Here is a 24449-nt window from a genome sequence, read left to right as displayed (position 1 = left end):
GTGACCCCAGACGACACCACCCCCGACACCGCGATGGCCACCGGCAACGACGAGGGCGAACCCGGCGAGCACCGGGACGGCGGACCGCTGGACCCCGACGAGAAGCAGGTCCTCGAGGAGCTGGCTACGCCGGCCGCCGGCCCCGCACAGGCTGCCGTGGAGGACTCCCCGGCGGCCGCCGCGGCCGCTGACGATGACGCACCCCTCCCGACGGCGGGCATCCCCGGTGGGGACCCGGGTGACGAGTTGACCCCGGAATTCACCGACCGCTGATCAGGCCCCCTTGCAGGGTCCCGCCACGAGCTTGCGAGTGGTGGGGGGCAAGGGGGTCCTTCTTCAGGCGGGGCGGTCCTGGCGGTGCAGCCGCACCACGATCAGCGCGACGTCGTCCTCGGCCCGCTCGGGCAGCAGCCGCGCGAGCAGCTCGTCGGCCAGCTCGGCCACCGGCCGGTCGCGCAGCGCGGTGAGCTCCTCGCGCAGCCGGGCGATGCCGGTGTCGAAGAGCCGGTCACGGCGCTCGACCAGGCCGTCGGTGTAGAGCAGCACGGTCGCGCCGCGGGGCAGGGTGACCACGTGATCGCGACGTTCCGCGTCGGTGTGCACCCCGGTGAGCAGCTCGGCCGGGGTGCGGGTGAGCACCTCGGTCGAGCCGTCGGGCAGCAGCACCACCGGAGGCAGGTGACCGGCGTTGGACCAGCGCAGCCGGGTGGTGCCGGCGGCCACCTCCGCGGGGGTCTGCTCCAGGCGGGCGACCAGCACCGAGGCCAGGGTCTGCAGGTGCAGACCGTCCATCGCCCGGTCCAGCCGGGTCAGCACCCCGGCCGGGCTGTCGGCGCTGTCGAAGCTGATCCCGCGCAGCAGCCCGCGCAGCTGCCCCATGCAGGCGGCCGCCTCGGTGTCGTGCCCCACCACGTCGCCGATGACCAGCGCGGTCGCGCCATCGGGCTGCTCGAACACGTCGTACCAGTCGCCGCCGACCTGGGCCTCCCGCGCCGCCGGGACGTAGCGCACCGCGAACTCCAGCGAGTCGGGGTCCGGCGGCTCGGACAGCAGGCTGCGCTGCAGGGTGAGCGCGGCCCGCGCCACCCGCCGGGACCGGGCGTAGAGCGCCTCCAGCAGGTGGGTGCGCAGCTCGCCCGCCTCGGCCAGCTCGGCCGCCGTCCACGGGTCGGAGCGGTCGCGGACCGTCTCCCGCCACCGGTCGAAGGACGTGCGCGGCGACAGCCGCACCGCGTCGCCCTCGCGCTCGGCGATCGCCTTGTTGTGCGGGTCGCCGCCCCAGTCGACGGAGTGCACCTGCTCGCCGCGGGTCCAGAGCACGTACTGACCGTCGGGCAGCGGCAGCGCCAGCACCCCGCACGCCATCCCGGCGGGAACGTCGAGCTCCGGCGCCACCAATGGCAGCTGGTCGGTGACGACGACGTCCTCGCCCTGGTGCGCCGCCCAGGCCGCGAGCGAGCTGACCACCGCCGGCGGCAGCGGCACGCCGGCCGTGCCGGTGCGTCCCTGCAGGCCCACGTGCACCGAGTCGGCCGGAACGACGTCGAGCATTCCGGGCCGGCCCAGCAGCGTCTCGGCCAGCGGGCGGTCCTCGTCCAGCGTGGCGGCGGTCAGCCAGGCCAGCGTGGAGCGCACCCGCAGTGCCCGCCGGTGCTCCTCCTCCTGCGCCCGGTCGACCAGCCGCAGCGACAGCGTCGAGCCGAGGAACTCCGCAGCCGCGCGGGTGGCGTACGGCGGGGCGTGCGGCCCGGAGTAGTGGTGGCAGGCGATGAGCCCCCACAGCCGTTCGCCGTGCAGCAGCGAGATCGACATCGACGCCCGCACGCCCATGTTCTGCAGGTACTCGCAGTGGATCGGGGAGACGCTGCGCAGCGTGGAGTAGGTGAGGTCCAGCGGCCGGCCGGTGACGGGCAGCTCGACCGGCTCCAGCGGTGCCGGGGTGTAGCCGACGTCGGAGATCAGCCGGATCCAGTTCTTCTCGTACAGCGCCCGGGCCTGGGCCGGGATGTCGGAGGCGGGGTAGTGCAGGCCGAGGAAGGAGTTCAGCTCCGGCAGCTTGGCCTCGGCGACGACCTCGCCGTTGTAGTCGGCGTCGTAGCGGTAGACCATCACGCGGTCGAAGCCGGTGAGGGTGCGGACCGCCGTGGCGGTGATGTCGTAGAGCTCCTGCAGGCCCGCGGCCCGGTTGAGCTCGCTGATCGTTCCGCGTACCGCCTGGTAGGTGTTCGGGAAGCTGAACGGCCGGGGGCCGTAGGCCGGTTCCAGCTCCACGACCAGCGTGCTCGCCGTCCGCGCGGCCGGGGCGCCGTCACCGGCCGGGCGCGCGGGCTGATCGAAGGAGTGGACGGCGCGGTGCAGGATCGCGTCGACCGGGACGGGCGTGCCGGCCAGGTCGAGCACCAGCTCCACCGGGTTGCGCTCGCGCAGGTCGCCGAACGCCCGGGCCGAGCGGGCGATCGCCTGGGCCGGGACGGCGCCGAGCACGTCGGCCAGCGACCGGCCCAGCGCGTCGTCCCACGCCGTCCCGACGACGGCGGCGAGGTTGCGCGACACCTGCCGGACCACCATGTCCGGTTCGCTCACCGCCAGCAGGACGCCGCGCGGCTGGATGCTGCCCGGCACGTGGATGGGCTCGCGCTCGCAGTTGCCGAGGTCGACGGGGGTGCCCGGCGCCAGCCAGTTCCCCGACCCGAGTTGGTCGGTCATGGGACGGGGGCCTCGTTCCGTCGGGCCGCGCGACCGCGCGGCCCCGGTGCTGCGGTGCCGGTGTGCTCCAGCACGGGCGCGCCGCACCAGGCGGCGAGCGCGGTGAACGTCTGCTGCGCGGCGGCGACCAGCCGGTCGGCGTCCCCGCCGGTGGCGACGTGCGCGCGGGTGGCCGCGCGGTAGGCGTGCCACATGGCGCCGGCGCGCCCGCCGTAGGGGGAGAAGGCGCGCAGGGTGCCGGTGCCGGCCAGCTGGGGAAGCGTGGCCAGGTGCCGGTCGATGAACACCCCGCCCAACGTCGATCCCTCCAGCACGTACAGCCGGCCGAGCGCGGCGTCGGTGTCGGGGACCGCGGGCAGGTCGGGTGCGTCGCCGGGCCCGGCCGGCGCGGCGCCCAGCGCGGCGAGGTCGGCGGCGAACAGGTGGGTCCGGCGGCGGTCGGTCCACTGCAGGGCGGCCGCGGCGGCCGGCGACGCGGCGGCCCACGCGTCCAGCCCCGCTTCCGCGGCGAGCCAGAAGGCGTGCATCCGGGCCAGCACCACGGTCAGCCGGGCGGGGGTCAGGCCGGCGTCGAGGAGGTTCAGCGCCTGCTCGACCGCCTCGTGCTCCGGCGCGGTGTCGGCGCGCAGCCGGCGCAGCACGTCCGCGTCGTCGGCCACCCGGTCCCCGTCCCCCGCGGCGCCGTGCCCGCCGCCCGGCAGCGCCTGTCTTCCCGAAGTCATCAGCCTGCTGAGCCTAGGTCACGACCGGTGCCGACCGGTGTCCGCGCCCGGAGCAGCCGGGCCGCCCGCACGCCGAGGTGCAGCAGCAGCCGGTCGGCGCCGTCGGCGAGGTCCAGCCCGGTGAGGTCGGCGATCCGGCCGAGCCGGTAGTACAGCGTCTGCCGGTGGATGCGCAGCCGGGACGCCGCGCGCTGCGGGCTGCCGGCGCAGTCCAGCCACACCCCGGCGGTCTCGGTGAGCACCGGATCGGCCAGCAGCCGGGCCAGCGCCGGGTCGGGCCCGGACAGCTCGGCGACCGAGCGCCAGGCACCCAGCTCGGTCCAGGACGCGACCGGGGCCAGCCCGGGAGCCACCGCCGCGACGCGGGCGGCGGTGCGCGCCTCGTGCCACTGTGCCGGCAGCTCGCCGCAGCCGGTGCGCGCGGCCGACACGCCGGCGGTGCTGCCGGGCGGGAGGCCGGCCAGGGCGGCGGCGGTCAGCGCGCCGGCCGGGCGGGGGTCAGCGGCCCGCGGCAGCGGCAGCAGGACGGCGACCTCCCCGCCGTCCAGCACCACCGGGACGGCGCCGGCGGCGGGCGGTACCCAGCCGGGGGGCAGCCCGCCGGCCGCCGGGTGCAGGGCGACCAGGGCGACCGGGGTGCGGTCGCCGAGAGCGGCGGCCAGGGTCTGCGTCGCCCGTAGCGGGGCGATACCGAGCAGCACCGACCGCAGTGCCGCCGACAGGTCCGCCGTCCCCGGGGCGCCGTCGCCGGCGAGCAGCCGGCCGGCCGCCGCAGCCAGCTCCAGGGCGGCGACCAGTGCGGGCGCCGCCGGGTCGCCGAGGTCGGTGCGCCCCTCGTCGAGCAGCCACAGCCAGCCGTGCAGCAGCCCGGCCGACCGCACCGGCAGGCACAACCGGGTGAGGATTCCGGCGTCCGGATCGGCGGGGATGCGCAGCGGCCCGGTCGCCGTGGCGATGCCGAACTCCTCGAACCAGCGCCGGGTCGCCACCGGTGAGCCGCGGGTCAGGATCGACCGGGTGCGGACGGCGTCGAGCGCGGTGCCCGGCGCGGCGTCGTCCCCGCTGGCCGGGTGTGCGCAGAACGCCAGCAGGGTGAAGTCGCGGTCCTCCAGCGTCGCCGGTGCGCCGAGCAGCCGGGACACCTCGTCCACCAGGTCCTGCAGGTCGTCGCGCACGGTTGCCTCCCCGGCTGTCTCAGACGATCGTATGAGCAGAGTTCCGACAGCTGTCCGTGGTGGGGCGGCCGCGCCGTCCCTAGCGTCGGGTCCAGCGTCGGGTGCCCGGCGCTCGACCGGAGGTGGCCCGTGCTGACCCAGAAGGCCCTGCTCGCCGCGGCCCGCCGGCCGGCGCTGCGCCGCGTCGTCACCGGGACGCCGGTGACCCGCCGGGTCGTCGACCGGTTCGTCGCCGGCGACGCGCTGCCCGACGCGCTGGCCGCCGTCCGGACGCTGGCCGCCGACGGCATCGCCGTCACCCTCGACCATCTCGGCGAGGACGTGACCGACCGCAGCGCGGCGCTCCGTTCCCGGGACGCCTACCTCGCCGCGCTCGACGGCCTCGCCCCGCTCGGCCTCGGCCGGGCGGCGGAGGTGTCGGTCAAGCTGTCGGCCTTCGGGCAGGCGCTGCCGGTGGGCGGGCACGACGTGGCGCTGGAGCTGGTGCGCGCGGTGGCCGAGGCGGCCACCGCGCACGGCACCACGGTGACCCTGGACATGGAGGGTCACCGGACGGTCGACTCGACCCTCGCCGTCCTGGCCGAGCTGCGCCGCGACCACCCCGGCACCGGTGCGGTGCTGCAGGCGATGCTGCACCGCACCGAGGACGACGCGCGCGCGCTGGCCGCCCCGGGCTCGCGGGTACGGCTGGTCAAGGGCGCCTACCGCGAGCCGGCCACCGTCGCCCACCAGGACAAGGCCGAGGTCGACGCGGCCTACGCCCGCTGCCTCGAGATCCTGGTCCGCGGCCCCGGGTACCCGATGGCCGGCACCCACGATCCTGCGTTGATCGAGCGGCTGCTCGCCCTGGTCGCCGGGACCGGCCGGGCCTCCGACAGCTACGAGTTCCAGCTGCTCTACGGCATCCGGCCCGACGAGCAGGCCCGGCTGGCCGCCGCCGGGCACACCGTGCGGGCCTACGTCCCCTACGGCGCCGACTGGTACGGCTACTTCATGCGCCGGCTGGCCGAGCGCCCCGCCAACCTGCAGTTCTTCCTCCGTTCGCTCGCCACCAAGTCCTGAGAAAGGACCACCCTTCCCCCCACGCCTCGCACGCTCGGCGCGGGACCCTGAAGGGTGGCCGACCCCGTACCTCCCCGAGGCCGATCCAAGGAGCCGACATGGACGCCGTCACCCAGGTCCCCGCACCCCGCAACGAGCCCGTCCAGGACTACGCCCCCGGTTCACCCGAGCGGGCCGCGCTGCAGCAGCGGCTCACCGAGCTCGCCGCCTCGCCGGTGGAGCTGACCGCCACCCTCGGCGGGCGGCAGCGGATGCCGGCCGGGGAGTCGTTCGACGTCGTCGCTCCGCACCGGCACGCCCAGGTGCTCGGCACCTCCGCGCACTCCACCGGGGCCGACGCCGCCGAGGCGCTGCGCTGCGCGCGGGACGCCGCACCCGGCTGGGCGGAGCTGAGCTTCGACGACCGTGCGGCGGTGTTCCTCAAGGCCGCCGACCTGCTCGCCGGGCCGTGGCGACAGACCCTGAACGCGGCGACCATGCTCGGGCAGAGCAAGACCGCCTACCAGGCCGAGATCGACAGCGCCTGCGAGCTGATCGACTTCTGGCGCTGGAACGTGCACTTCGCCCGCTCGGTCCTGGCCGAACAGCCTGTCTCGAGCCCCGGGGTGTGGAACCGGACCGACCACCGGCCGCTGGAGGGCCCGGTCTACGCCATCACCCCGTTCAACTTCACCGCCATCGCCGGCAACCTGCCCACCGCGCCCGCGCTGATGGGCAACACGGTCATCTGGAAGCCCGCACCCACCCAGCAGTTCGCCGCGCACTTCCTGATGCGGCTGCTCGAGGCCGCCGGCCTCCCGGCCGGTGTGATCAACATGCTGCCCGGGGACGGGGTGGCGGTCTCCGACGTCGTGCTCGCCGACCGCGACCTCGCCGGCATCCACTTCACCGGCTCCACCGCGGTGTTCCAGCACCTGTGGCGGACGGTGGGGGAGAACATCGCCTCCTACCGCGGCTATCCGCGGATCGTCGGCGAGACCGGTGGCAAGGACTTCATCGTCGCCCACCCTTCGGCCGACCCGGACGTGCTGCGGACGGCGATGGTCCGTGGCGCCTTCGAGTTCCAGGGCCAGAAGTGCTCGGCCGCGTCGCGGGCCTACGTGGCCCGCAGTGTCTGGAACCGGATCCGCGACGATCTCGTCGGCACCGTCGAGGAGCTGCCGATGGGCGACGTCACCGACTTCGCCAACTTCCTGGGTGCCGTCATCGACCGGAAGAGCTTTACCAGGCTGAGCCGGGTGCTCGACGCCGCCCGGGACGACGACGCGCTCACCGTCGTCGCCGGCGGCACGGCGGACGACAGCGAGGGCTTCTTCGTCCGGCCGACCCTCATCGAGGGCACCGACCCCGGGCACGAGGTGTTCACCACCGAGTACTTCGGGCCGGTGCTGGCGGTGCACGTCTACGACGACGCGCACTACGACACCGTGCTGCGCCAGCTGGAGTCGGTGGCGCCGTACGCGCTGACCGGCGCGATCATCGCCCAGGACCGCAGCGCCATCGCCGCCGCGCAGCGCGCGCTGCGCAACGCGGCCGGCAACTTCTACGTCAACGACAAGCCCACCGGGGCCGTCGTCGGCCAGCAGCCCTTCGGCGGTGGCCGCGCCTCGGGCACCAACGACAAGGCCGGCGCGGCGCAGAACCTGCTGCGCTGGACCAGCACCCGGTCGATCAAGGAGACCTTCGTCCCCGCCACCGACCACCGCTACCCGCACATGTTCTGACTGTCGCGCCTCGCGCGCCGACCGCTGCCAGGTGCCGGAGGCCGCAGGCGGCCGCCCTGGAGGGGGCCACAGGGTGGGTCGATCGGCACCCCAGGGGTCCTGGGGAACCCGGCCGGCGCGCCCCACGCTCGTCCCATCGGGGAACACCCCGTTCCCCTCCCCGAAGGGACACCGGCATGGCCCGCACCGCTCGCTCCCCGCTCCGAACCGCTGCCACCCTCGCCGGCACGGTCGCCGTCGCCGCCGGCGTCTCGCTGGCCGGCATGCCGGCCGCCGGCGCGGCGCAGTCCTTCTACATGTACGACGTCAACCGGGACGGCTGGATCGACGGGTCGGCGACCGACACGTCGGGCAACGGCTACCTCGACCGGAACGTGGTCATCGCCAACGGGGCACTGATGTGGCTGTTCGACACGAACGAGGACGCCCGGCCGGACTCCTACGGCACCGACAACAACGGTGACGGCTACGCCGACCTGTGGGGTTACGACCCGAACCAGGACTTCGTCGTGGACAGCTGGACCTACGACCCGCGGGTCTTCAGCGCCCCCGCGACGTTCGAGGTCAGCGTGACCATCCTGGTGCAGAGCCGGCCGGCCTGACCGTCCGCCCCGTCGCCCTTCCCGGACCCGCCCCGACGCGCCGCCGCGTCGGGGCGGGTCGCTGTCCGGAGCCGGTCGGCCTACAGGTCGCGGTCCCGGACGACGCCGCTCTGCAGTGCCCGCTCGACCAGCCGCAGGCGCTTCTGGTTGTGCGGCAGCTCCTCGACGCCGAACTTTGCGAACAGCGCCCGCAGGTGCGTCTTGACCGCGTCCGGGCTGAGGAACAGCTCGGCGCCGATCTGCTGGTTGGTGGTGGGCACCGCGTAGGCGCTGCCGTGCTTGAACGGCCGGCACAGCGCCAGCAGCACCGCGCGCTGCGACTCCGTCAGCGCGCTCAGGGTCGGGATGTCGGCAGCCACCCGGGTCGACTCGTCCCGACGGGGCACGTACTCCCGGTAGGCCAGCAGGGTGCCGCCGACCCGGATGCCGTCGCCGGCGTGCAACCGCCGCCGGCCGGTGATGCGCTCGCCGTTGACGTACGTGCCGTTCCGCGAGAGCCCGTCGTCGGCGATGGTCCAGGTACCGCCGATCCACTCGAAGGTGGCGTGCAGCCGGGAGACCTCGGCGTCCCACGTCAGGGCGAGGTCGTTCTCCGGTGCCCGCCCGACGGTCAGGCGTGCCGCCGCACCGGTCAGCAGCACCTCCGCGGTCCGGCCCTCCGCGTCGGTGTACCGCAGGAGTGGGCAGCTCGGGGCCTCACCCGTCACGCGCACATGATGCGGCGCGGGGTGGGTCGATCACCACCCCAGGGGGCCTGGAGGGAGCGGTCCGGCCGCCCGACGCTCGTCCCGTCGGGCACCGCACCTCCTCCTGAAGGGACCACCGCCATGATCCGTACCGCCGCCCGGACCCCCGTCCGGCGCGCACTCGCGACCGCCGTCCTGGGCACGGTCGCCGGCGCCGTGCTGCTGGCCACGCCGCCCTCCGCGCTGGCCGCGGAGCCCACCGCGACCGCCGGTTCGCCGGGGGACGCCGAGAAGTCCCTCGTCTACCTCCAGACCTTCTGGCAGGGGTACGTCGAGTTCCCGATGGACGGCGAGTGGTACCGGTCCGACGAGCCGGTCGAGGTGTACGCCGGCCAGTGCTCGGGCTGGTTCGCCAGCGCGGAGGGACACATCGTGACCGCCGGCCACTGCGTCGAGGACGACGGCGCCCGGGAGCTGGTGCTGGAGCAGTTCCTGACCGCCGCCGACGCACCGGAGCTGCTCCCCGAGGCCATCGACGGCTGGCGGGTCGTGGGTACGGAGGGGGAGGCGGAGCCGACCCGGGTCGTGATCGCCTCCCAGCCGTCGGCCGTCGACGGCGCGGTCCTGGACGACCCGTTGACGGTGCAGGTGGTCGACTGGCAGCCGTTCGAGAACGGCGACGTCGCCCTGCTCAAGGCCAACCAGCTCGCGACGGCGACGCCGCCACTGGCCGTCGCCACCGATCCGCCGGCGGTCGGCGACCCGGTCACGGCGATGGGCTACCCCGGCAGCGTGCAGGACGTGTCCAACGTCGACCGGCTCCGCGCCTCGTTCAAGAGCGGCACGGTCAGCTCGGTGCAGACCTCCGACACGGGGGTCGTGCACACCGAGATCAACGCCGACCTCTCCGGCGGGATGTCGGGTGGGCCCACGGTCGATGCCGACGGCCGCGTGCTCGGGGTGAACAGCTTCCTCGTCCGCGGCGAGGAGCAGGGCTTCAACTTCATCACCGACGGCGAGGCGCTGCGCGGCTTCCTCGAGCGGCACGGCGTCGAGGGGGCTCCCGAGGCCGGCACCGAGGACGTGGGTCCGGCCGGCAGCGGCCAGCAGCTGCCCGGCTCGTCCCGGTTCTCGGCCACGGCGTCGCCGGCCGGCTCGCTGCCGGAGTGGCCGTACCTCGCCGGCGGGGGCGCGGGCGCGGTGCTGCTGGCCGCCGGAGGCGCGTTCCTGCTGGGCAGGCGCGGCTCCCGCCGGCCGGCGCCCTGCTCGCACGCGGGCAGCGCCCGGGACGCCCGGTTCTGCACCGACTGCGGGACCGCGCTCCTCGTCTGATCCCTCGCCGCGGGCAGACCTGGCCGACTAGCCCGTCGCCGCGCCCCCGGCCTGGAGGGCGGCGAGCAGCTCGGTCACGGTCTGCTCGACCGACGCCTCGCCGGGAACGGCGGCACCGGGCTCGTCGGCGGCCAGCGGCTCCAGCGTGGCGAGCTGGCTGCCCAGCAGCGAGGGGGGCATGTAGTGGCCGGTCCGCTTCGCCAACCGGTCGGTGAGCACCGCCTCCGAGGGGTTCACGTGGGCGAACCAGACCGAGGGGTGCCCGTCGCGCAGCACGTCGCGGTAGCTGCGCTTGAGCGCCGAGCAGGTCACCAGGAACGACGTGCCGGCGCGTTCGTGCTCACCGATCACCGCCGCGATCTTCCGCAGCCAGGGCCAGCGGTCGTCGTCGTCCAGCGGGGTGCCGGCGGCCATCTTGGCGACGTTCGCCTCCGGGTGCAGGTCGTCGCCCTCGATGTAGTTCCAGCCGAGCAGGCGTGCGAGTTCGACGGCGACGCTCGTCTTCCCCGATCCGGACACCCCCATGACGATGATCGACGTGGTCGCCGGGATGCTGGGCGCTGATTCCATGCGCTGACCGTAGGGAACGGCGGCCGGGAGCGGTACGGCGAGGGCAACGGGAGCCGGGGTACAGGTGGCGACGGGGACGACGACCGGCTCGCTGTGGCGGTTGCCGGTGGTGCGGTCGCTGTTCGTGGTCACCCTGCTGGGCATCTCCAGCTACGCGCTGCTGCTGTCCGCGCTGCCCGCCCACGCGGCGGCCCAGGGCGCCGGTCTGACGGCGGCGGGCTCGGTCACCACGGTATTCCTGGTGGTCACCGTGCTCGTGCAGGGGACGGTGCCGGCGCTGGTGCGCCGGTGGGGGCTCGGGCCGGTGCTGGTCGGCGGCCTGGTCTCGCTGGGTGCCCCGGCGCCGCTCTACCTGCTCGGGGACGACGTCCGCTGGCTGCTCGCGGTCTCCGCCGTCCGCGGCACCGGCTTCGCCGTCATCACGGTGCTGGGCTCGACCATCGCCGCGCAGGCGGTGCCGCGCGAGCGGCGCGGGGAGTCCATCGGCATCTTCGGGCTCGCGGCGGCCATCCCCTCGCTGGCGGCGGTGCCCGGCGGGACGGCGCTCACCCTGGCCGGTCACTTTCCCTGGGTGGCCGTGCTGGCGGCCTCCGCGGTGCTGGCCGTGCCGTTCGTGCCGGGCCTGGTGCGGGCGGTGGTGCCGGACGACGAGGCCGCCGGGACGGGAAGCTCCCGGGCGGCGGTGTGGGCCGCCGCGGCGCCGTCGCTGGTGCTGCTGGTGGTCACCCTGGCCGGCGGGGGACTGATGACCTTCCTGCCGATCGAGCGTCCGGACGGCTCGCTGGCCGCGGTCGCGCTGCTCCTCTTCGGTCTCAGCAGCGCGGCCTGCCGGTGGCAGGCCGGGGTGCTGGTCGACCGGGTGGGCGCCCGCGTGCTGTTCCCCGCCTCGCTGGCCAGCGGCGCGGTGGGCATGGCCGGAGTGGCGCTCGGGCTGGGCGTCGGGGCAGCCTGGGGTGCGGCGGTCGTGCTGACCGGTGCCCTGCTGCTCGGCGTCGCCTACGGCGCCGTGCAGAACCTGACCCTGGTGATCGCCCTGGCCCGCGCCGGGGCCGGCCGGACGACGACGGTGAGCGCGGTCTGGAACGCCTGCTACGACAGCGGAACGGCCGTCGGCGCCGTTCTGGTCGGCGCGGTCGCCGCGCAGGTCGGGCTGCCGCTGAGCTACGTGTTCGTCGCCGTCGCGCTGGCGTCGGTCCTGCCGCTGGCGGTCACGCTGCCGCGGGCGCTCCGCGCGGCCGGCTGACCGCCGCTCCCGGCCCGCCCAGCTGCCCCGCATCCCGGGGCGGACGCGCCGTCAGCCGGCCAGGGTCAGGTCGAGCAGTCGGTGCCGGGCGGTGGCGTCGGGTTCGGCCAGGCCCGCCACCAGCAGGACCTCCTCGGCCGCCGCGCGCAGCCAGCTGCGCAGCCCGTCGACGTCGCGGCGATTGGCGTCGCGCAGCTGGCCGAGCCGCACCTGCCGGGAGCTGGCCTGGGCGCGCATCGCCGTGGGCAGCGGGCGGCCGATCCGGCGGGCGAGCAGGGTGAACCCGGCGCCGACGAACACCAGCTCACGGGCGTCGGTGAGGTTCTGGAGCAGCTTCTCGGCCTCGTCGGTGCGGTCGGTCTCGAGCAGGTGCAGGTACTGCCGTGCGCGGCGGGCGCCGAGGTCGGCGGGGGTCTCGGGGGTTGCGTCCACCCCTCCACTGTGCCCGCCGGCCGCCGTGCCCGCCGTCACCGGCCGGTCCAGCGCGGTGGACGCTTCTCCAGGTACGAGGCGATGCCCTCGCGGCGGTCCTCGCTCAGGTACGGGTTGGGCCCGACGTCCAGCCGCAGTGCGGCGGCCAGCGGCAGGTCCACGCCCTTGACCGCGGTCTCCTTCATCCGGCGCACCGACAGCGGTGCGTTCGCGGCGATCCTCCCGGCCAGGGCGAGCGCGGCAGGCAGCACCTCGGCGGCGGGCACCACCCGGTTGACCAGCCCCCAGCGCTCGGCGTCCTCGCTGGTGACGTACTCGCCGGTGAGCAGCATCTCCAGGGCGATGCCCATCGGCAGCCGCCTGGGCAGCACGACCGAGCCGAAGTTGGCGCCCATGCCGATCGCCGCCTCCGGCAGGCCGAGCTTGATGCCGGGAGCGGCGATCCGCAGGTCGCAGGCCAGCGCGAGCTCGAAGCCACCGGCGACCGCGTGCCCGGTGAGGGCGGCGACCACCGGCACGTAGGTCTCGGTGAGCACCTCGAACAGGTTGCGGCCGGGACGGTTCATCGGCGGGCGGAACGGCTCGCCCCGCTCGTCGGCCGCGCGGATCTCCTTGAGGTCGAAGCCGGCGCAGAAGGCCGGACCGTTGCCCGTCAGCACGATCGCGCGCACCCCGGGATCGGTCGAGCAGGTCAGCAGCTCCTCGACGAGGTCGGCCTGCAGCGCCGAGGACAGCGCGTTGCGGCGCTCGGGCCGGTCGAGGGTGAGCAGCCGGACGTGGCCGCGGGTCTCGGCGATCAGCCCCGAATCGGATCGTTGCACCGTCATGACCGGCGATCCTGCCCGATCTCCGGCGGGAACTCCCCGGTGGCGACGACGTGGTCGGCGACGTCGCGCAGCTTCGTGTTCGCCGCCATCGACGCCCGGGCCAGCGTCTCGAAGGCCCGCTCGGACGAGAGCTTGAGCCGTTCCATCAGGATGCCCTTGGCCTGCTCGATGGCTGCCCGGGAGGCCATCGCGGTCTCCAGGTGCCGGGCCCGCGCGACCGCGCTCTCGTAGAGGTACCGGTTCACCACCGGGACGGTGGCCTGCGTCAGGAACCGGGTCGCCAGCCCCCGCGTCTCCTCGTCCCACACCTGCGGCGACCCCACGTACACATTCAGCCCGCCGGCCACCGGCGCCGGCGGGAAGGGGATCGACACCATGCCGTGGCAGCCGCGCCCGGCGGCCTGCTCGGGGAATCCGGCCCAGCGCCGCTCGGCGCGCAGGTCCACCACCTCGACCAGGTCACCGCTGCCGGCGGCCTGCAGGCACGGGCCGGTGCCCAGGCGGTACTGCACCAGGTCCAGGTCCAGGGCGAGCTCCTCGGTGGCGGCCACGGTCGTCGGCCGGCCGTCGGAGAGCACGGTCACCGAGGTGGCCAGGGCGGCCGGGAGGAGGCGGGTGGTCAGGACGGTCACCTCGCGCAGCACGGACTCCATCGAGTGCTCGGCGAAGGAGAGCCCGCTGAGCTCGGCCAGCGCCAGCTGGAGGGGGGCGACGGCGGGTCGCTCGTCGGCAGGGAAGATCACGGGTCGTACTCCAGGAACGGCGGGTGCCGGGCGGCCATGCCCGGCACGGGGTGCGAGGTCCACGCTGCTGGAGACCGGAGACGGGGCGGGCCCCGTGCGCGCCGGCTGTGTGACGCGCAATCGACGGGGAGGGTACCGACTGTCACGGTCCGGCGTCGACGGCCGGGCAGCCCGGGGCGCTCGGGGCGCTCGGGGCCCGGCGCGCCCGTCCGGGGGAACGGCTGTCCCCGGTCCGGGGGACGCCCGGCCCGATGCTCACGGAACGGAGTCGGCGCCGTGCAGGATGCCGGGGTGACGACCCCCCGCGAGCGACCCGGACGGCGCCGACGGGCGGGGGACACCGGCCGGAAGGTGGCTGCCTCCCTGGCGACGGTGGTCGCCGCCGCCGGCGTCGTCGCGCTGCCGACCTTCGGCGCGTTCACCGACCAGCGCACGCACTTCACCGACTCGGTGCTCGCCCCGCCGCCCGTCGACCCCCAGCAGCGGGACGCCATCCCCTGACCTGCCCCGGCGGTCGGCGGCGGGGTCAGTCCCGGCGGCGGGAGCCGCCGGGCACGGAGCCGGTGTCGGCGAGCTCGACGGCGATGTCGACGAGCCGGCGGTTCAGCTCCTGGGAGACCCGGGCGAGGACGGCGAACGCCTGGTCGGCCGTGATCCGGTGCCGCTCCATGAGGATGCCCTTCGCCTGTCCGATGACGTCGCGGTTGCCCATGCCGGTGCGCAGGTGCTCCTCGTGCACGGCACCGGCCAGCGCCACCGCGGCGTGGCTGGCGAAGACCAGCCCGATCTCCTCGGTGTCCTCGTCGAAGGCCCGCGCCCGGCGCGCGTACAGGTTCAGCGCGCCGAGCCGGTCACCGTCGACGAAGAGCTGGAAGCACAGCATGCTGCCGACGCCCAGCGCGGCGGCCCGCCGGGCGAACTCCGGCCACCGCTCGTCCGTGCGGACGTCGTCGACCCGCACGACCTGCTGCTCCCGGACCGCGTCGATGCACGGGCCCTGCCCGAGTTCCTGCTGCAGGGAGTCGACGCCCTTGGGCAGGTCGCTGGTCCACGCCCGCGGCTCGATCCTGGTGCGGCCGATCACGTAGTTGACCCCGCACTCCTCCGCGTGCGGAACGGTCCGGACGGCCGACGCGGTGATCGCCTGCAGCGTGCCCTCGACGTCGCCGTGCTCCTCCTGGAGCTCTCGGGCCACCCGGCTCATCGCGTCGCCGAGATGTGGGGTGGTCCCGGCCCCGCTGTCGTCCTGGTCCACGGTCATCCGGAGAACCTACTGACCGGCGGTACCGCCCGGGGAACAGGAACGTCCGGTAACGACGAAGCGGCTCCTCCCGGGGGAGAAGCCGCTGATCGAACGTGGTGCGCCATCAGGGACTCGAACCCCGAACCCGCTGATTAAGAGTCAGCTGCTCTGCCAATTGAGCTAATGGCGCGTGTCGCACGGTGCAGTCGGCGACGCTGGAGAACTGTACACGGCGCACCCCGGGGACCGGGCCGGGGGAGGGGCGTGCCCGCGTCGGTCAGCCGGTCCTGTCGGTTCCGGCGTGCACACTGGGAGATCAGACGCGGGCGTCGCGCCGGATACCCGGCACGGTGCCCGCCGGGACGAAGGGAGCAGGACCGGGTGGGACAGCAGCAGACGGGATTCCGGCAGTCGAGGCGGGTCGCCGCGGTGCTCGTCGCCGGAGCGCTCGCGCTCGTCGCCGGATGCACGGGCCCGTCGTCCGCCGCCGCGCCGGAGGGCGACGACGCGGACGTTCCCGCTGCTGCCGCGCCCGCCGAGCTGGAGCTGGCCCCGGCCGACGGCAGCACCGGCCTCTCGCCGGCCACCCCGGTCGAGGTCGCCGTCAGCGGGGGTGAGCTCGGGAAGGTCACCGTCGCCGACGGGACGGGGGCTCCGGTTCCGGGCAGCGTCGCCCCGTCGCCGGATGACGCCGACACCCAGCTCTGGACGCCGGAATCCCCGCTCGCGTACGGCACGAGTTACACGCTGACCGCGGCGGCGGCCAACGCCGACGACGCCGAGGTCACCGCGACCAGCACGTTCAGCACGGTCACCCCGGCGACGCTGTCCACTCCCTCGATCGGGCCGCTGGACGGGACGACGGTGGGCGTGGGCATGCCGATCCGGGTGTTCTTCGACGACCCGGTGGCCGACAAGGCAGCCGTGGAGAGGAATCTCACGGTGATCAGCAGCGCCCCGACCGATGGCGCCTGGAACTGGATCAGCGACAGCGAGGTGCACTTCCGGCCCTCGCAGTACTGGCCGGCGCAGATCGACGTCACCCTGGAGGCCGACCTCTACGGCGTCGACTTCGGCGAGGGCACCTGGGGGGAGAAGGACCGGACGGTCTCCTTCCACGTGGGCGACCGGCACGTCTCGGTGGTCGACGCCGCGGCGCACACCCTCACCGTGCGCGACGGCGACACGGTGGTGCAGACCTATCCGATGAGCGCCGGCAGCGGGGAGAACCCCACGCGCAACGGGCCACACGTCGTCCTGGAGTCCCACCGCTACATCACCATGGACTCCAGTACCTTCGGCCTGGCCGTCGACGCCCCGGGCGGCTACCGCACCGACGTCGAGTACGCGGTCCGGATCTCCAACAACGGCGAGTTCGTGCACGCGGCGCCGTGGTCGGTGGCGCAGCAGGGCTCGGCGAACGTGTCGCACGGCTGCATCAACCTGTCGACCGAGCGGGCGGCCTGGTTCTTCGGCTTCTCCCAGCCCGGCGACGTGGTGGAGGTCGTGAACTCCATCGGCCCGACCCTGTCACCGGCCGACGGGGACATCTACGGCTGGGCGATCCCCTGGGACGAGTGGAGGGCCGGCAGCGCCCTGTCCTGATCATTCCGGCCGCCCTGCGACCCGTCGGTGACGGCGGGGTCTGCGCCGCCGGGCCGGCGGGTAGGTTGGCCGGGCGCCCGCTGGGCGTCGACCTTCACGTCAGGACGCGGCGTGCACGGTCGGAGGCTCCGATCCCCGGGGCCTTCCTGACCATGCAGCCGCCGGGGACCTCGCGCTCGGGCATGCAGACCGGAGTGTCCCCATGCCCGCCCAGGACGGACCCAACCCCAGGGACGCGCCCGGCGCGTTCGAGCAGCTGGGCCAGATCACGCTCGCCGAGCAGACGATGGAGTCCGTCCTCCAGCTCGTCTGCCAGCTCATCACCGAGGTCATGCCCGGGGACATCGCGGCGTCGGTGAGCGTCCTGGCCGGTGACCGGCCGGAGACCCCCGTCTTCGCCGGGCAGCTGGCCGTCGACCTGGACGAGCGGCAGTACAGCCACGGTGACGGGCCCTGCCTGACCGCCGCCACCAGCCGCGAGATCGTGGCGATCGACGACACCCGGACCGACCTCCGCTGGCGGGAGTACCTGATGGAGGCAGCGCGGCACGGCTGCCTGAGTTCGCTGTCGGTTCCCCTGCCGCTGGACGACACGCTGCGCGGGGCGCTGAACATCTACGCCCGCCGGCCGGCCGCCTTCGGGGCCGACGAGCGGGAACGGGGCAGCCGGTTCGCCGGCTACGCGGCGGTCGCGGTCGCCAACATGCAGGCCTACCAGGAGGCCGTGCGGCGTGGTCAGCACCTGCAGACGGCGCTGGAGTCACGGGCGGTCATCGACCAGGCCAAGGGCATCCTGATGGAGCGCTACAAGCTCTCCGCGGACCGCGCCTTCCAGATGATGGCGACCCTGTCGATGGAGTCGAACGTCAAGGTGCGGGTGATCGCCGAGCGCGTCGTGCTCACCGGTGAGGTGGGCACGAGCCGCAGCGGCCGCTGACCGGCCCGCGGCACCTCAGAAGGAGGTGCCCGCGTCCAGCGCCAGGTTCTGCAGGGGCAACTGCTGCTCGAGCACCGCCCGCGCCACGTCGTCCAGGTCCCGGCCCTGGGCCCAGGCGTGGCCGCGCAGCAGCGCCAGGGCGTCGGTGCTGGACACCTCCAGACCGGCGTTCACGTAGCCGATGGCCTGCCAGACCAGGGCCCGTCGATCGGCAGCGGGGGCATCCAGCCAGGCCGGGCCCTCCTCGCGGTGCGGTGCTGTGGTCGGGTTGGAGAGGGTCGCCGCGATCGCCGTGGCGACGGCGAGCACATCGGGGAGCCGGACGTCGCGGACGTCCCGCGGCGGGGCCAGGAACACGTCGAGTGCGCCGATGCCGCGGAGCTCGTCGGCCAGGGGCACGGAGAGCACGGCGCGGAAGGGTGTGCGCGTCGTCAGGAGCTCGGCGAAGGCCGGCCACCGGGATCCGATCTCGGCTTCCCCGGCGACCACCCGCTCACCCGTGGCGTGCGCGGCCTGGCACGGCCCCTCGCCGACGGTGAACTGCAGCCGCTCGGCGAGCGCGGCGGTGTCGTCACTGGCTCCCAACGGGAGTCGCCGGTCGGGGGCGAACGCCAGGGACAGGCCCGCGCCGTCGACCGGGAGCACCTGCGCGGCCGCCCGGGCCAGCCGCTCCGGCAGCAGTTCGCTGCCCGGCAGCTCGAGCTCCGTCGCGGCGAGCGCGGTGGCGAACTCGTCAATGAGGATGGGGTGCCTCCGAATGGTCGAGCGGCGCGAGACGTCTGGGGGCGCGCTCGGCGGGGCTGACCGAGAGGCAGGGACCGGGTGACCCGGTGGTTGCGCAGACTACGGGAGCCGGGGCGGAGCGATCGTGGCTGACCGGGGTACCGTTGCCGACGTGGCTGGATTCGGAATTCTGTGCGGGCTCGCCGGCGACTGACCCTCGCGCCGGTGGGTCCGGGAGCACATCGGTCGAGGTCCTTCTCCCGCTGACCAGGGCACACGGCCCGGAGGCACCCATGGCCACCCACCACGATCTCGTTCCCACCGCTGCCAAGGTGCGCGTCGGCGTCACCGACACCCTCGGACTGCAGCGCGTCCTCACCGTGTTGAGCGGGCGCAACCACGCCTTCACCCGCCTGGAAGCCGAGGAGGCCAACCAGGGGCGGTGGACGATCACCGTTCATCTGACCGCCTCGGCGCACCAGCTGGAGCTCGTGACCCTCCGGCTGGACCGGCTGCCCAGCGTGCTGACGGTCGACGTCACCACGCCCGGCCGGCTGGCCGCCACCGCGTGACGACCTGGTCCGGCGTGCGCCGGCTCAGCGTGCGGCCGGCTGCCGGTGCCCGTGGGTTCCGGCGAGGCGGGCCAGCGCGGTGTCGAGGCAGCGCCGCAGCGTGAGCGCGTCCGGGGCGAGGGCCGATACGAGGACGGCGGGCCCGGCCAGGGGCAGCACGGCGGCGTCGCCGAGGAGGGCGGGCTCGGGCGGGTGCTCGGTCCAGCCGGGGTCGACGACGACGAGCGAGCCGATGGCCCGCCGGTCCCCGATCACCGCAGAGCCGTCCCAGCCCGCCGCGCCGGGGCCCACGGCCAGCTGCTGGTTCAGCAGTGGCCGGCCCGCCAGGCGGACGCGGAGGTGCTGGACGACGCTGCCGGGTTGCTCGCCGTGCCGGCCCAGGAGCAGCTGCTCGGACAGGATCAGGCGGGCGCCGGTGCCGAGCTCGACGCGGATGTCGCTGCGGTGGCGGCAGCCGTGGGCGGCGATGACCGGCTCGGGCAGCCAGACCAGGGTGGCGCCGGCGCCCACCTGCACCGTGGTGCGCAGGCGGGACAGCTCGCCGTGCGGCCCGGGGAGCAGCAGGGTCGCCGAGATGTCGCGCAGCACCAGCGTGCTGCCCGCCCCGACGTCGACGGTGAGGTCGTAGTCGTCGCCGCCGATGGGCCCCGCGGCGCTCGCGGCCACGCACACTCGTGCCGCCCCGGCATCGTGGCCGGTCCAGGGCTCGGGGCCCTTGGGGTGGGTGAGCCGGAGGGTCAGCGGTGCCTGCGAGTGCAACGTGGCGACCCGGGTGCGCCCGTCGGCGGCCAGTGCCGTGGCCAGGGTTGCGCGGGCGCGCATCAGTCCATGGTCGACAGGCAGGATCGCACCCAGGCGGCGACCGGTGCGGCGCCAGGGTCCTCGGTGAGGGACAGGAAGATCGTCGGCAGCTGCCCGCGCTGGGCCCTGGCGTCGCGGTCCATGACGGACAGGTCGGCACCGACCCGGTCGGCCAGGTCGGTCTTGTTGATCACGAGCAGGTCCGCGCGGGTGACCCCCGGGCCGCCCTTGCGCGGCACCTTGTCACCCCCGGCCACGTCCACCACGTAGATCTGCCGGTGCACCAGGCCACGGCTGAACGTGGCGGTCAGGTTGTCCCCACCGCTCTCCACCAACAGCAGCTCGACCCCGGGCAGGCTCTCCTCGAGCTCCTCCAGGGCCTCGAGGTTGGCCGAGATGTCGTCGCGGATGGCCGTGTGCGGGCAGCAGCCGGTCTCCACGGCCCGCACCCGCTGCTCGGGCAGGACGCCGTTGCGCAGCAGGAAGTCGGCGTCCTCGGTGGTGTAGATGTCGTTGGTCACCACCGCCAGGCTCACCTCGCTGCCGAGGGCACGGCAGAGGGCGGCGACCAGCGCGGTCTTGCCGGAGCCGACCGGGCCGCCGATGCCGATGCGCAGGCCCCGGCCCGGCGTGCGGGGCAGGACGCCGGCGGTGTCGGTGTGCGGGTGCGGGTGCGGGTGCTCGTGGTCGTCGGTCTCGGGGTCCCGATCGTGGGTGTTCTGGTCATGAAGCAAAGAGACGCACCTCCCAGGTGGCGTGCCGTTCGGCGGCGAGGTCGAGCAGGGGAGCAGCCGAGGCCGGCAGGTCGGCAGGAGAGCCCGCTGCCCGGCGCGTGGCGTCGGCGGCGACGTCGTCCAGCAGCGGCCCCAGCCGGGCCAGCACGGCGTGGGTGGCGAACGGGTCGAGGCCCAGCAGCCGGACGGCGGCGGTGGCCGGCCCGGCGACGGCGTCGTGGACGGCGGCCAGCGCGGCGGCGGACGGCGACAGGCCGGAGACGGCGGCCGCCGCGCCGAGCACGACGGGGTGGTGTGGTCTGGAGCCCAGCTCGGCCCAGCACGGGTGCGGCCGGATGGCTCGCATCGCCCGCTGGAGTTGGCGGCCCAGCTTCCGCGAGGTCGCCCGCAGCGCCGGGGACGGGGTGCGGGCGTCGAGTTCGGCGTCCAGGACGGCGAACCGGCCGGTATCTCCCGCGGTCAGGGCCGCGCAGGCGGCGGCGGCGAACGCGGCCGCCACGGCGCCACTGGTGGTGGCCCGCCCGCGCAGGAACTCCTCCAGCGACGCGATGTCGTGCACCCCGCCGGCGGCCACGGTCGGCTCCAATCCGCCGGAGTGGGCGTGCCCACCGGCCGGCAGCCGGCCGTCTGCGAGCAGGAGGAGAGCCGCGAGGGTCTCCGCGGCCATCAGAACAGGAAGTAGCGCTGGGTCATGGGCAGCACCGTCGGTGGCTGGTGGTCGACGGTCTCCCCGTCGATGCGGACCTCGAAGGTGTCCGGGTTCACCTCGATGTTCGGCAGTGCGGTGTTCAGCGGCAGGTCGGCCTTGGTGCGGCCGCGGACGTTCTCGATCGGGACCAGCCGGCGGTGCACCGCGAGCCGGTCGGCCAGGCCGTCCTCCAGCGCGGCCGGTGCGACGAAGGCCAGGCTGGTCGCCTGCGCAGCGCGGGTGTGCACGTTGTAGCCCCGCCGCGGCAGCACCGGCTGCGGGGTCGGTACCGAGGCGCTCGGGTCGCCGAGCATGGCCATGGCCGCCATCCCGCCCTTGTAGACCTGGGTGGGCTTGACCCCGAAGAGGGCCGGCTCCCAGAGCACGAAGTCGGCCAGCTTGCCCGCCTCGATCGACCCGACCTCGCGCTCCAGCCCGTGGATGACCGCGGGGACGATCGTGTACTTGGCGACGTAGCGGCGCACCCGGTTGTTGTCGGCCCGGCCGTCGCCGGGCAGGGCGCCGCGCAACTCCTTCATCACGTGCGCGGTCTGCCAGGTGCGCTGGACGACCTCGCCCAGCCGGCCCATGGCCTGGGCATCGGACTGCATCCCCGAGATGGCGCCGATGTCCTGCAGGATGTCCTCGGCCGCGATGGTGCTGGCGCGCACCCGGCTCTCGGCGAACTGCAGCTCGGCGGGGACCCGCGGGTTGAGGTGGTGGGCGACGAGCACCATGTCCAGCTGCTCGTCGACGGTGTTGACGCTGAAGGGGCGGGTCGGCGTCGTCGACGAGGGGAGCACGTTGCGCTCGCCGGCGATGCGGATGATGTCCGGGGCGTGCCCGCCGCCTGCCCCCTCGGTGTGGTAGCTGTGGAACGTCCGCCCCGCCACGGTGCGCATCAGATCCTCGACGAACCCGGATTCGTTGAGGGTGTCGCTGTGGATGGCGACCTGCACGCCCGAGACGTCGGCGACGCGGAGCGCGGCGTCGATCACCGCGGGACCGGCGCCCCAGTCCTCGTGGCACTTGAACCCGGCGACGCCGGCCCGCAGCTGCTCCTGGAGCGACTCCTCCGACACCGTGGTCCCGCGGCCGAGGAAGGCAACGTTGACCGGCCAGGGGTCGAACGCCTCGAACATCCGCTCGAGCCACCAGGCCCCCGGGGTGGCGAGGGTGGCCTGCGATCCGCTGGTCGGGCCGGAGCCGCCCCCGACGAGGGTCGTCGTACCGGCCTCCAGAGCCACCTGGCACATGTCCGGGGAGACCATGTGCACGTGGGTGTCGATGCACCCCGCGGTCATGATCATGCCCATGCCGTTCATGATCTCGGTGGACGGCCCGACGACCAGGCCGGGGTCGACGCCGTCCATGATGTCGGGGTTGCCCGACTTGCCGATCGCGGTGAACCGCCCGTCGCGGATGCCGACGTCGGCCTTCACGATCCCCCAGTAGTCGACGACGACCACGTTGGTCACCACCAGGTCCGGTGTGCCCTCCGACCGCGGGGTGTGCGACTGACCCTGCGACTCCCGGCCGGACTTGCCGCCGCCGAACACGGTCTCGTCGCCGCCGACGCAGTGGTCCTGCTCGATCTCGATGAGCAGGTTGGTGTCGGCCAGGCGCAACCGGTCGCCGGTCGTCGGGCCCAGCATCGACACGTACAACTGGTGCTCGATCTCACCCATCGAGCTGCCCTTCGCTCCCGCCGCGGAAGCCGGCCATGATCCGCCGTCCGGCGTACGGGATCAGCTCGACCTCCTGCGGGGCGCCCGGGTCGAACCGGGTCAGGCCACCGGCCACGATGTTCTGCCGCCGCCCCCACGCCGCCGTCCGGTCGAAGTGCAGCGCAGGGTTGGTCTCCGCGAAGTGGTAGTGCGAGCCCACCATGACCGGCCGGTCCCCGGTGTTGACGACGGTCAGCGTGATCGGCTCCCGCCCGACGTTGATGTGCACCGGGCCCTCCCCGTAGAGGATCTCTCCCGGGGTGCCGGGCTTGGCCGACGAGTCGGCACCGGGGTGGGTGATGCCGATGGCCCCGCCCCTGCCGCCGCCCAGGACGACGTGCGTGCCGCTGCCCGGCCGCTTCCGGGTCGGCGGCGGCAGGTCGAGCAGACCGGCGAGCTTGCCGAGCACGGGCGTGCGCGCAACGACCTGCTGCACCCGGGACACCGCGGTGCTGGCTGCCCCGGACGGGGCCGGCTTCTGCAGCTGGTTGGTGAGGGTGTCCTTGAGCCGCTTGCCCAGCGGGCTCACGAGATCGGCTCCGGCACCGTGACGAGCTTCGTGCCGTCGGGGAACGTGGCCTCCACGTGCACCTGCGCCAGCATCTCCGGAACGCCGTCCATCACGTCGCTGCGGCCGAGCACGTTGCGCGCGGCGTTCTGCAGGTCGGCCTTCGTCCGCCCGTCCCGGGCGCCCTCGAGGACGAATGCCGTGATGATGGCGGTCGCCTCCGGCAGGTTGAGCTTCAGGCCACGATCCTTGCGTCGCTGCGCGACCTCTGCGGCGGTGAAGATCAGGAGGCGCTCGCGTTCTTTCAGCGTCAACAGCATCAGCATCTCCCGGAGCAGCGCGAGTGATCCGCCTCACACTGGCAGGCCGGTGCGGCGACGGCCACCGGACACGAAGGCGCGGACCGATCCGGCCGGACCGGGGCGCAGCTCGCCGAGCTCCGCGCCTCCAGGCCACCGCCCCGCCAGTCCACGGCGACGTACGGGTCGCAGCGGCCGGGCATGAACGCGGCGGGACGGGTTACCTCCAGCTCCACGGCAGGGCTGTGCGCGCGTCACCGAGGGCGTGCGATGGCCTGCACATGGTCAGGAGGCGTCGTGCCGACAGGGGACAACGCGGACAGCGGCACCGGTGCCGTCGTCCGGGGCATGCGGAGCACGGTGGGCCGGGAGAGCACCACGTTCGGCTTCTCCATCCTCGTCTCCGCGACGTTCGGAGTCCTCCAGGTGACGCAGGGCACCCCCGACCTGCCGCGCGTATTCCTCTACGCGGCCGGCGCGGTCATGTCCTTCACCCTCCTGGAGGGGATCCTCTCCAGCGGGTTCCGGCGACCGATGCCTCAGCACAAGACCCAGACGTTGGCGCTGGGCACGAGCATGAACATCGTCTCGGTCCTCGGCGCGCTGGGTGCCGCATCGCTGCTGAGCGCGTCCTTCACGCACCTCATCGTCTGGGCGGTGGCGCCGTTCGTCGCCGGCATCGTCTACCTGGTCATCGAGAGCCTCGAGGAGGCTCTCGCCGAGCGGGTCCTCGTCAGTTCGGGGGATCCCGAGGCCCGGGAGGTCTCAGGATAGGACTCAGCTCCCGC

Annotated in this window: 26 protein-coding genes, 1 tRNA gene and 1 pseudogene; 11 read left to right on the top strand and 17 right to left on the bottom strand. The window is 74.3% G+C overall.

Translation table 11 applies throughout. The features are described from left to right. Nucleotides 1-273, top strand: coding sequence for a hypothetical protein (locus tag ACYVG5_RS05830; RefSeq protein WP_460683023.1), 273 nt, complete (start codon nt 1-3; stop codon nt 271-273). A gap of 63 nt (nt 274-336) precedes the next feature. Here the strand turns inward: ACYVG5_RS05830 and ACYVG5_RS05825 are convergent, their stop codons facing one another. From ACYVG5_RS05825 to ACYVG5_RS05815, 3 genes are read right to left on the bottom strand one after another with little or no spacing between them, the layout of a single operon-like run. Continuing rightward, nucleotides 337-2706: a SpoIIE family protein phosphatase gene (locus ACYVG5_RS05825; RefSeq protein ID WP_222045748.1), complete on the bottom strand. Its 2370-nt coding sequence runs from the start codon at nt 2704-2706 to the stop codon at nt 337-339. Continuing rightward, on the bottom strand, nt 2703-3428 hold the full coding sequence (locus ACYVG5_RS05820; RefSeq protein WP_246629628.1) for a biliverdin-producing heme oxygenase: 726 nt from the start codon (nt 3426-3428) through the stop codon (nt 2703-2705). The genes ACYVG5_RS05825 and ACYVG5_RS05820 overlap by 4 nt, the downstream gene beginning before the upstream one ends. Beyond that, complete coding sequence (locus ACYVG5_RS05815) at nt 3428-4603, bottom strand: PucR family transcriptional regulator (protein ID WP_222045746.1); 1176 nt, start codon at nt 4601-4603, stop codon at nt 3428-3430. Before ACYVG5_RS05815 ends, ACYVG5_RS05820 begins: the two co-directional genes overlap by 1 nt. Nucleotides 4604-4732: 129 nt before the next feature. Between ACYVG5_RS05815 and ACYVG5_RS05810 the strand changes: the two genes are divergently transcribed. The 3 genes from ACYVG5_RS05810 (at nt 4733) to ACYVG5_RS05800 (ending at nt 7991) form a co-directional block, all read left to right on the top strand. Then, nucleotides 4733-5665, top strand: a complete 933-nt coding sequence (locus ACYVG5_RS05810; RefSeq protein WP_222045743.1) for a proline dehydrogenase family protein — start codon at nt 4733-4735, stop codon at nt 5663-5665. A gap of 98 nt (nt 5666-5763) precedes the next feature. Then, nucleotides 5764-7389: an L-glutamate gamma-semialdehyde dehydrogenase gene (gene pruA / locus ACYVG5_RS05805; protein ID WP_222045741.1), complete on the top strand. Its 1626-nt coding sequence runs from the start codon at nt 5764-5766 to the stop codon at nt 7387-7389. A gap of 176 nt (nt 7390-7565) precedes the next feature. Continuing rightward, a complete protein-coding gene (locus ACYVG5_RS05800) occupies nt 7566-7991 on the top strand; it encodes a hypothetical protein (RefSeq protein WP_222045740.1) in 426 nt (141 codons plus the stop codon). 80 nt (nt 7992-8071) lie between these two features. Here the strand turns inward: ACYVG5_RS05800 and ACYVG5_RS05795 are convergent, their stop codons facing one another. Next, nucleotides 8072-8698 (bottom strand): FHA domain-containing protein, encoded by a 627-nt coding sequence (locus ACYVG5_RS05795; protein ID WP_222045737.1) that lies wholly within the window; start codon nt 8696-8698, stop codon nt 8072-8074. A gap of 6 nt (nt 8699-8704) precedes the next feature. On the opposite strand from ACYVG5_RS05795, the pseudogene ACYVG5_RS05790 reads away from it, so the two are divergent. Continuing rightward, nucleotides 8705-9661, top strand: a pseudogene (locus ACYVG5_RS05790) (S1 family peptidase); the annotation flags it as partial. Between the two features lie 375 nt (nt 9662-10036). Here ACYVG5_RS05790 and ACYVG5_RS05785 read toward each other — a convergent pair. After that, nucleotides 10037-10579 (bottom strand): gluconokinase, encoded by a 543-nt coding sequence (locus ACYVG5_RS05785; RefSeq protein WP_222045734.1) that lies wholly within the window; start codon nt 10577-10579, stop codon nt 10037-10039. 64 nt (nt 10580-10643) lie between these two features. On the opposite strand from ACYVG5_RS05785, the gene ACYVG5_RS05780 reads away from it, so the two are divergent. Further along, on the top strand, nt 10644-11822 hold the full coding sequence (locus ACYVG5_RS05780; RefSeq protein ID WP_222045732.1) for an MFS transporter: 1179 nt from the start codon (nt 10644-10646) through the stop codon (nt 11820-11822). Between the two features lie 51 nt (nt 11823-11873). Here the strand turns inward: ACYVG5_RS05780 and ACYVG5_RS05775 are convergent, their stop codons facing one another. Genes ACYVG5_RS05775 through ACYVG5_RS05765 form a run of 3 tightly spaced genes read right to left on the bottom strand, consistent with a single transcriptional unit; the run spans nt 11874 to nt 13824 of the window. Beyond that, nucleotides 11874-12254, bottom strand: a complete 381-nt coding sequence (locus ACYVG5_RS05775) for a hypothetical protein (RefSeq protein ID WP_222045730.1) — start codon at nt 12252-12254, stop codon at nt 11874-11876. A 35-nt stretch (nt 12255-12289) separates the two neighbouring features. Beyond that, entirely contained in the window at nt 12290-13081 is a 792-nt protein-coding gene (locus tag ACYVG5_RS05770; RefSeq protein WP_222045728.1) for an enoyl-CoA hydratase/isomerase family protein, read from the bottom strand. After that, nucleotides 13078-13824 (bottom strand): GAF and ANTAR domain-containing protein, encoded by a 747-nt coding sequence (locus ACYVG5_RS05765; RefSeq protein WP_222045726.1) that lies wholly within the window; start codon nt 13822-13824, stop codon nt 13078-13080. Before ACYVG5_RS05765 ends, ACYVG5_RS05770 begins: the two co-directional genes overlap by 4 nt. Before the next feature lie 291 nt (nt 13825-14115). Here ACYVG5_RS05765 and ACYVG5_RS05760 point away from each other — a divergent pair, with 291 nt between their 5' ends. Next, nucleotides 14116-14325, top strand: coding sequence for a hypothetical protein (locus ACYVG5_RS05760; protein WP_222045724.1), 210 nt, complete (start codon nt 14116-14118; stop codon nt 14323-14325). Between the two features lie 25 nt (nt 14326-14350). On the opposite strand, the gene ACYVG5_RS05755 is transcribed toward ACYVG5_RS05760, so the two are convergent. Next, nucleotides 14351-15085 carry a GAF and ANTAR domain-containing protein gene (locus tag ACYVG5_RS05755; RefSeq protein ID WP_222045722.1) on the bottom strand — a complete coding sequence of 245 codons (735 nt, stop codon included), beginning with the start codon at nt 15083-15085 and terminating at the stop codon, nt 14351-14353. Nucleotides 15086-15181: 96 nt separating this feature from the next. Continuing rightward, nucleotides 15182-15257: transfer RNA gene (locus tag ACYVG5_RS05750), tRNA-Lys, on the bottom strand. A 191-nt stretch (nt 15258-15448) separates the two neighbouring features. Here ACYVG5_RS05750 and ACYVG5_RS05745 point away from each other — a divergent pair. Together ACYVG5_RS05745 and ACYVG5_RS05740 are read left to right on the top strand one after the other, a co-directional pair. Next, nucleotides 15449-16672 carry a L,D-transpeptidase gene (locus ACYVG5_RS05745; protein WP_460683022.1) on the top strand — a complete coding sequence of 408 codons (1224 nt, stop codon included), beginning with the start codon at nt 15449-15451 and terminating at the stop codon, nt 16670-16672. Nucleotides 16673-16874: 202 nt separating this feature from the next. Continuing rightward, nucleotides 16875-17609: an ANTAR domain-containing protein gene (locus ACYVG5_RS05740; protein WP_222045720.1), complete on the top strand. Its 735-nt coding sequence runs from the start codon at nt 16875-16877 to the stop codon at nt 17607-17609. Nucleotides 17610-17624: 15 nt separating this feature from the next. Here the strand turns inward: ACYVG5_RS05740 and ACYVG5_RS05735 are convergent, their stop codons facing one another. Beyond that, on the bottom strand, nt 17625-18275 hold the full coding sequence (locus ACYVG5_RS05735) for a GAF domain-containing protein (RefSeq protein ID WP_460683054.1): 651 nt from the start codon (nt 18273-18275) through the stop codon (nt 17625-17627). A gap of 350 nt (nt 18276-18625) precedes the next feature. Here ACYVG5_RS05735 and ACYVG5_RS05730 point away from each other — a divergent pair, with 350 nt between their 5' ends. Further along, nucleotides 18626-18904, top strand: a complete 279-nt coding sequence (locus tag ACYVG5_RS05730; protein ID WP_222045716.1) for a hypothetical protein — start codon at nt 18626-18628, stop codon at nt 18902-18904. Nucleotides 18905-18928: 24 nt separating this feature from the next. On the opposite strand, the gene ACYVG5_RS05725 is transcribed toward ACYVG5_RS05730, so the two are convergent. The 6 genes from ACYVG5_RS05725 to ACYVG5_RS05700 are packed head-to-tail and all read right to left on the bottom strand — an operon-like array spanning nt 18929 to nt 23682. Beyond that, a complete protein-coding gene (locus ACYVG5_RS05725; RefSeq protein ID WP_222045714.1) occupies nt 18929-19726 on the bottom strand; it encodes an urease accessory protein UreD in 798 nt (265 codons plus the stop codon). After that, complete coding sequence (gene ureG / locus ACYVG5_RS05720; protein WP_460683021.1) at nt 19726-20439, bottom strand: urease accessory protein UreG; 714 nt, start codon at nt 20437-20439, stop codon at nt 19726-19728. The genes ACYVG5_RS05725 and ureG overlap by 1 nt, the downstream gene beginning before the upstream one ends. After that, nucleotides 20429-21106: an urease accessory protein UreF gene (locus tag ACYVG5_RS05715; protein WP_222045712.1), complete on the bottom strand. Its 678-nt coding sequence runs from the start codon at nt 21104-21106 to the stop codon at nt 20429-20431. Before ACYVG5_RS05715 ends, ureG begins: the two co-directional genes overlap by 11 nt. Then, nucleotides 21106-22815, bottom strand: a complete 1710-nt coding sequence (locus ACYVG5_RS05710) for an urease subunit alpha (RefSeq protein WP_222045710.1) — start codon at nt 22813-22815, stop codon at nt 21106-21108. Before ACYVG5_RS05710 ends, ACYVG5_RS05715 begins: the two co-directional genes overlap by 1 nt. After that, nucleotides 22808-23383, bottom strand: a complete 576-nt coding sequence (locus ACYVG5_RS05705) for an urease subunit beta (protein WP_460683020.1) — start codon at nt 23381-23383, stop codon at nt 22808-22810. Before ACYVG5_RS05705 ends, ACYVG5_RS05710 begins: the two co-directional genes overlap by 8 nt. Next, a complete protein-coding gene (locus ACYVG5_RS05700; RefSeq protein WP_222045708.1) occupies nt 23380-23682 on the bottom strand; it encodes an urease subunit gamma in 303 nt (100 codons plus the stop codon). Before ACYVG5_RS05700 ends, ACYVG5_RS05705 begins: the two co-directional genes overlap by 4 nt. A 276-nt stretch (nt 23683-23958) precedes the next feature. Here ACYVG5_RS05700 and ACYVG5_RS05695 point away from each other — a divergent pair, with 276 nt between their 5' ends. Further along, the gene (locus ACYVG5_RS05695; RefSeq protein ID WP_222045706.1) at nt 23959-24435 is read left to right on the top strand and encodes a hypothetical protein; all 477 of its coding nucleotides are present in this window, start codon (nt 23959-23961) and stop codon (nt 24433-24435) included. Nucleotides 24436-24449 lie beyond the last annotated feature (14 nt).

Source organism: Modestobacter lapidis (assembly GCF_054780755.1).
This window is presented reverse-complemented; position numbering and strand designations above follow the sequence as displayed.

What these genes read in the sequence shown, in the direction of transcription:
- ACYVG5_RS05825 (WP_222045748.1), bottom strand. Translation starts at nt 2,706, where the DNA reads ATGACCGACCAACTCGGGTCGGGGAACTGGCTGGCGCCGGGCACCCCC.
- ACYVG5_RS05820 (WP_246629628.1), bottom strand. Translation starts at nt 3,428, where the DNA reads ATGACTTCGGGAAGACAGGCGCTGCCGGGCGGCGGGCACGGCGCCGCG.
- pruA (WP_222045741.1), top strand. Translation starts at nt 5,764, where the DNA reads ATGGACGCCGTCACCCAGGTCCCCGCACCCCGCAACGAGCCCGTCCAG.
- ACYVG5_RS05800 (WP_222045740.1), top strand. Translation starts at nt 7,566, where the DNA reads ATGGCCCGCACCGCTCGCTCCCCGCTCCGAACCGCTGCCACCCTCGCC.
- ACYVG5_RS05785 (WP_222045734.1), bottom strand. Translation starts at nt 10,579, where the DNA reads ATGGAATCAGCGCCCAGCATCCCGGCGACCACGTCGATCATCGTCATG.
- ACYVG5_RS05770 (WP_222045728.1), bottom strand. Translation starts at nt 13,081, where the DNA reads ATGACGGTGCAACGATCCGATTCGGGGCTGATCGCCGAGACCCGCGGC.
- ACYVG5_RS05755 (WP_222045722.1), bottom strand. Translation starts at nt 15,085, where the DNA reads ATGACCGTGGACCAGGACGACAGCGGGGCCGGGACCACCCCACATCTC.
- ACYVG5_RS05740 (WP_222045720.1), top strand. Translation starts at nt 16,875, where the DNA reads ATGCCCGCCCAGGACGGACCCAACCCCAGGGACGCGCCCGGCGCGTTC.
- ACYVG5_RS05730 (WP_222045716.1), top strand. Translation starts at nt 18,626, where the DNA reads ATGGCCACCCACCACGATCTCGTTCCCACCGCTGCCAAGGTGCGCGTC.
- ACYVG5_RS05725 (WP_222045714.1), bottom strand. Translation starts at nt 19,726, where the DNA reads ATGCGCGCCCGCGCAACCCTGGCCACGGCACTGGCCGCCGACGGGCGC.
- ACYVG5_RS05715 (WP_222045712.1), bottom strand. Translation starts at nt 21,106, where the DNA reads ATGGCCGCGGAGACCCTCGCGGCTCTCCTCCTGCTCGCAGACGGCCGG.
- ACYVG5_RS05710 (WP_222045710.1), bottom strand. Translation starts at nt 22,815, where the DNA reads ATGGGTGAGATCGAGCACCAGTTGTACGTGTCGATGCTGGGCCCGACG.
- ACYVG5_RS05700 (WP_222045708.1), bottom strand. Translation starts at nt 23,682, where the DNA reads ATGCTGTTGACGCTGAAAGAACGCGAGCGCCTCCTGATCTTCACCGCC.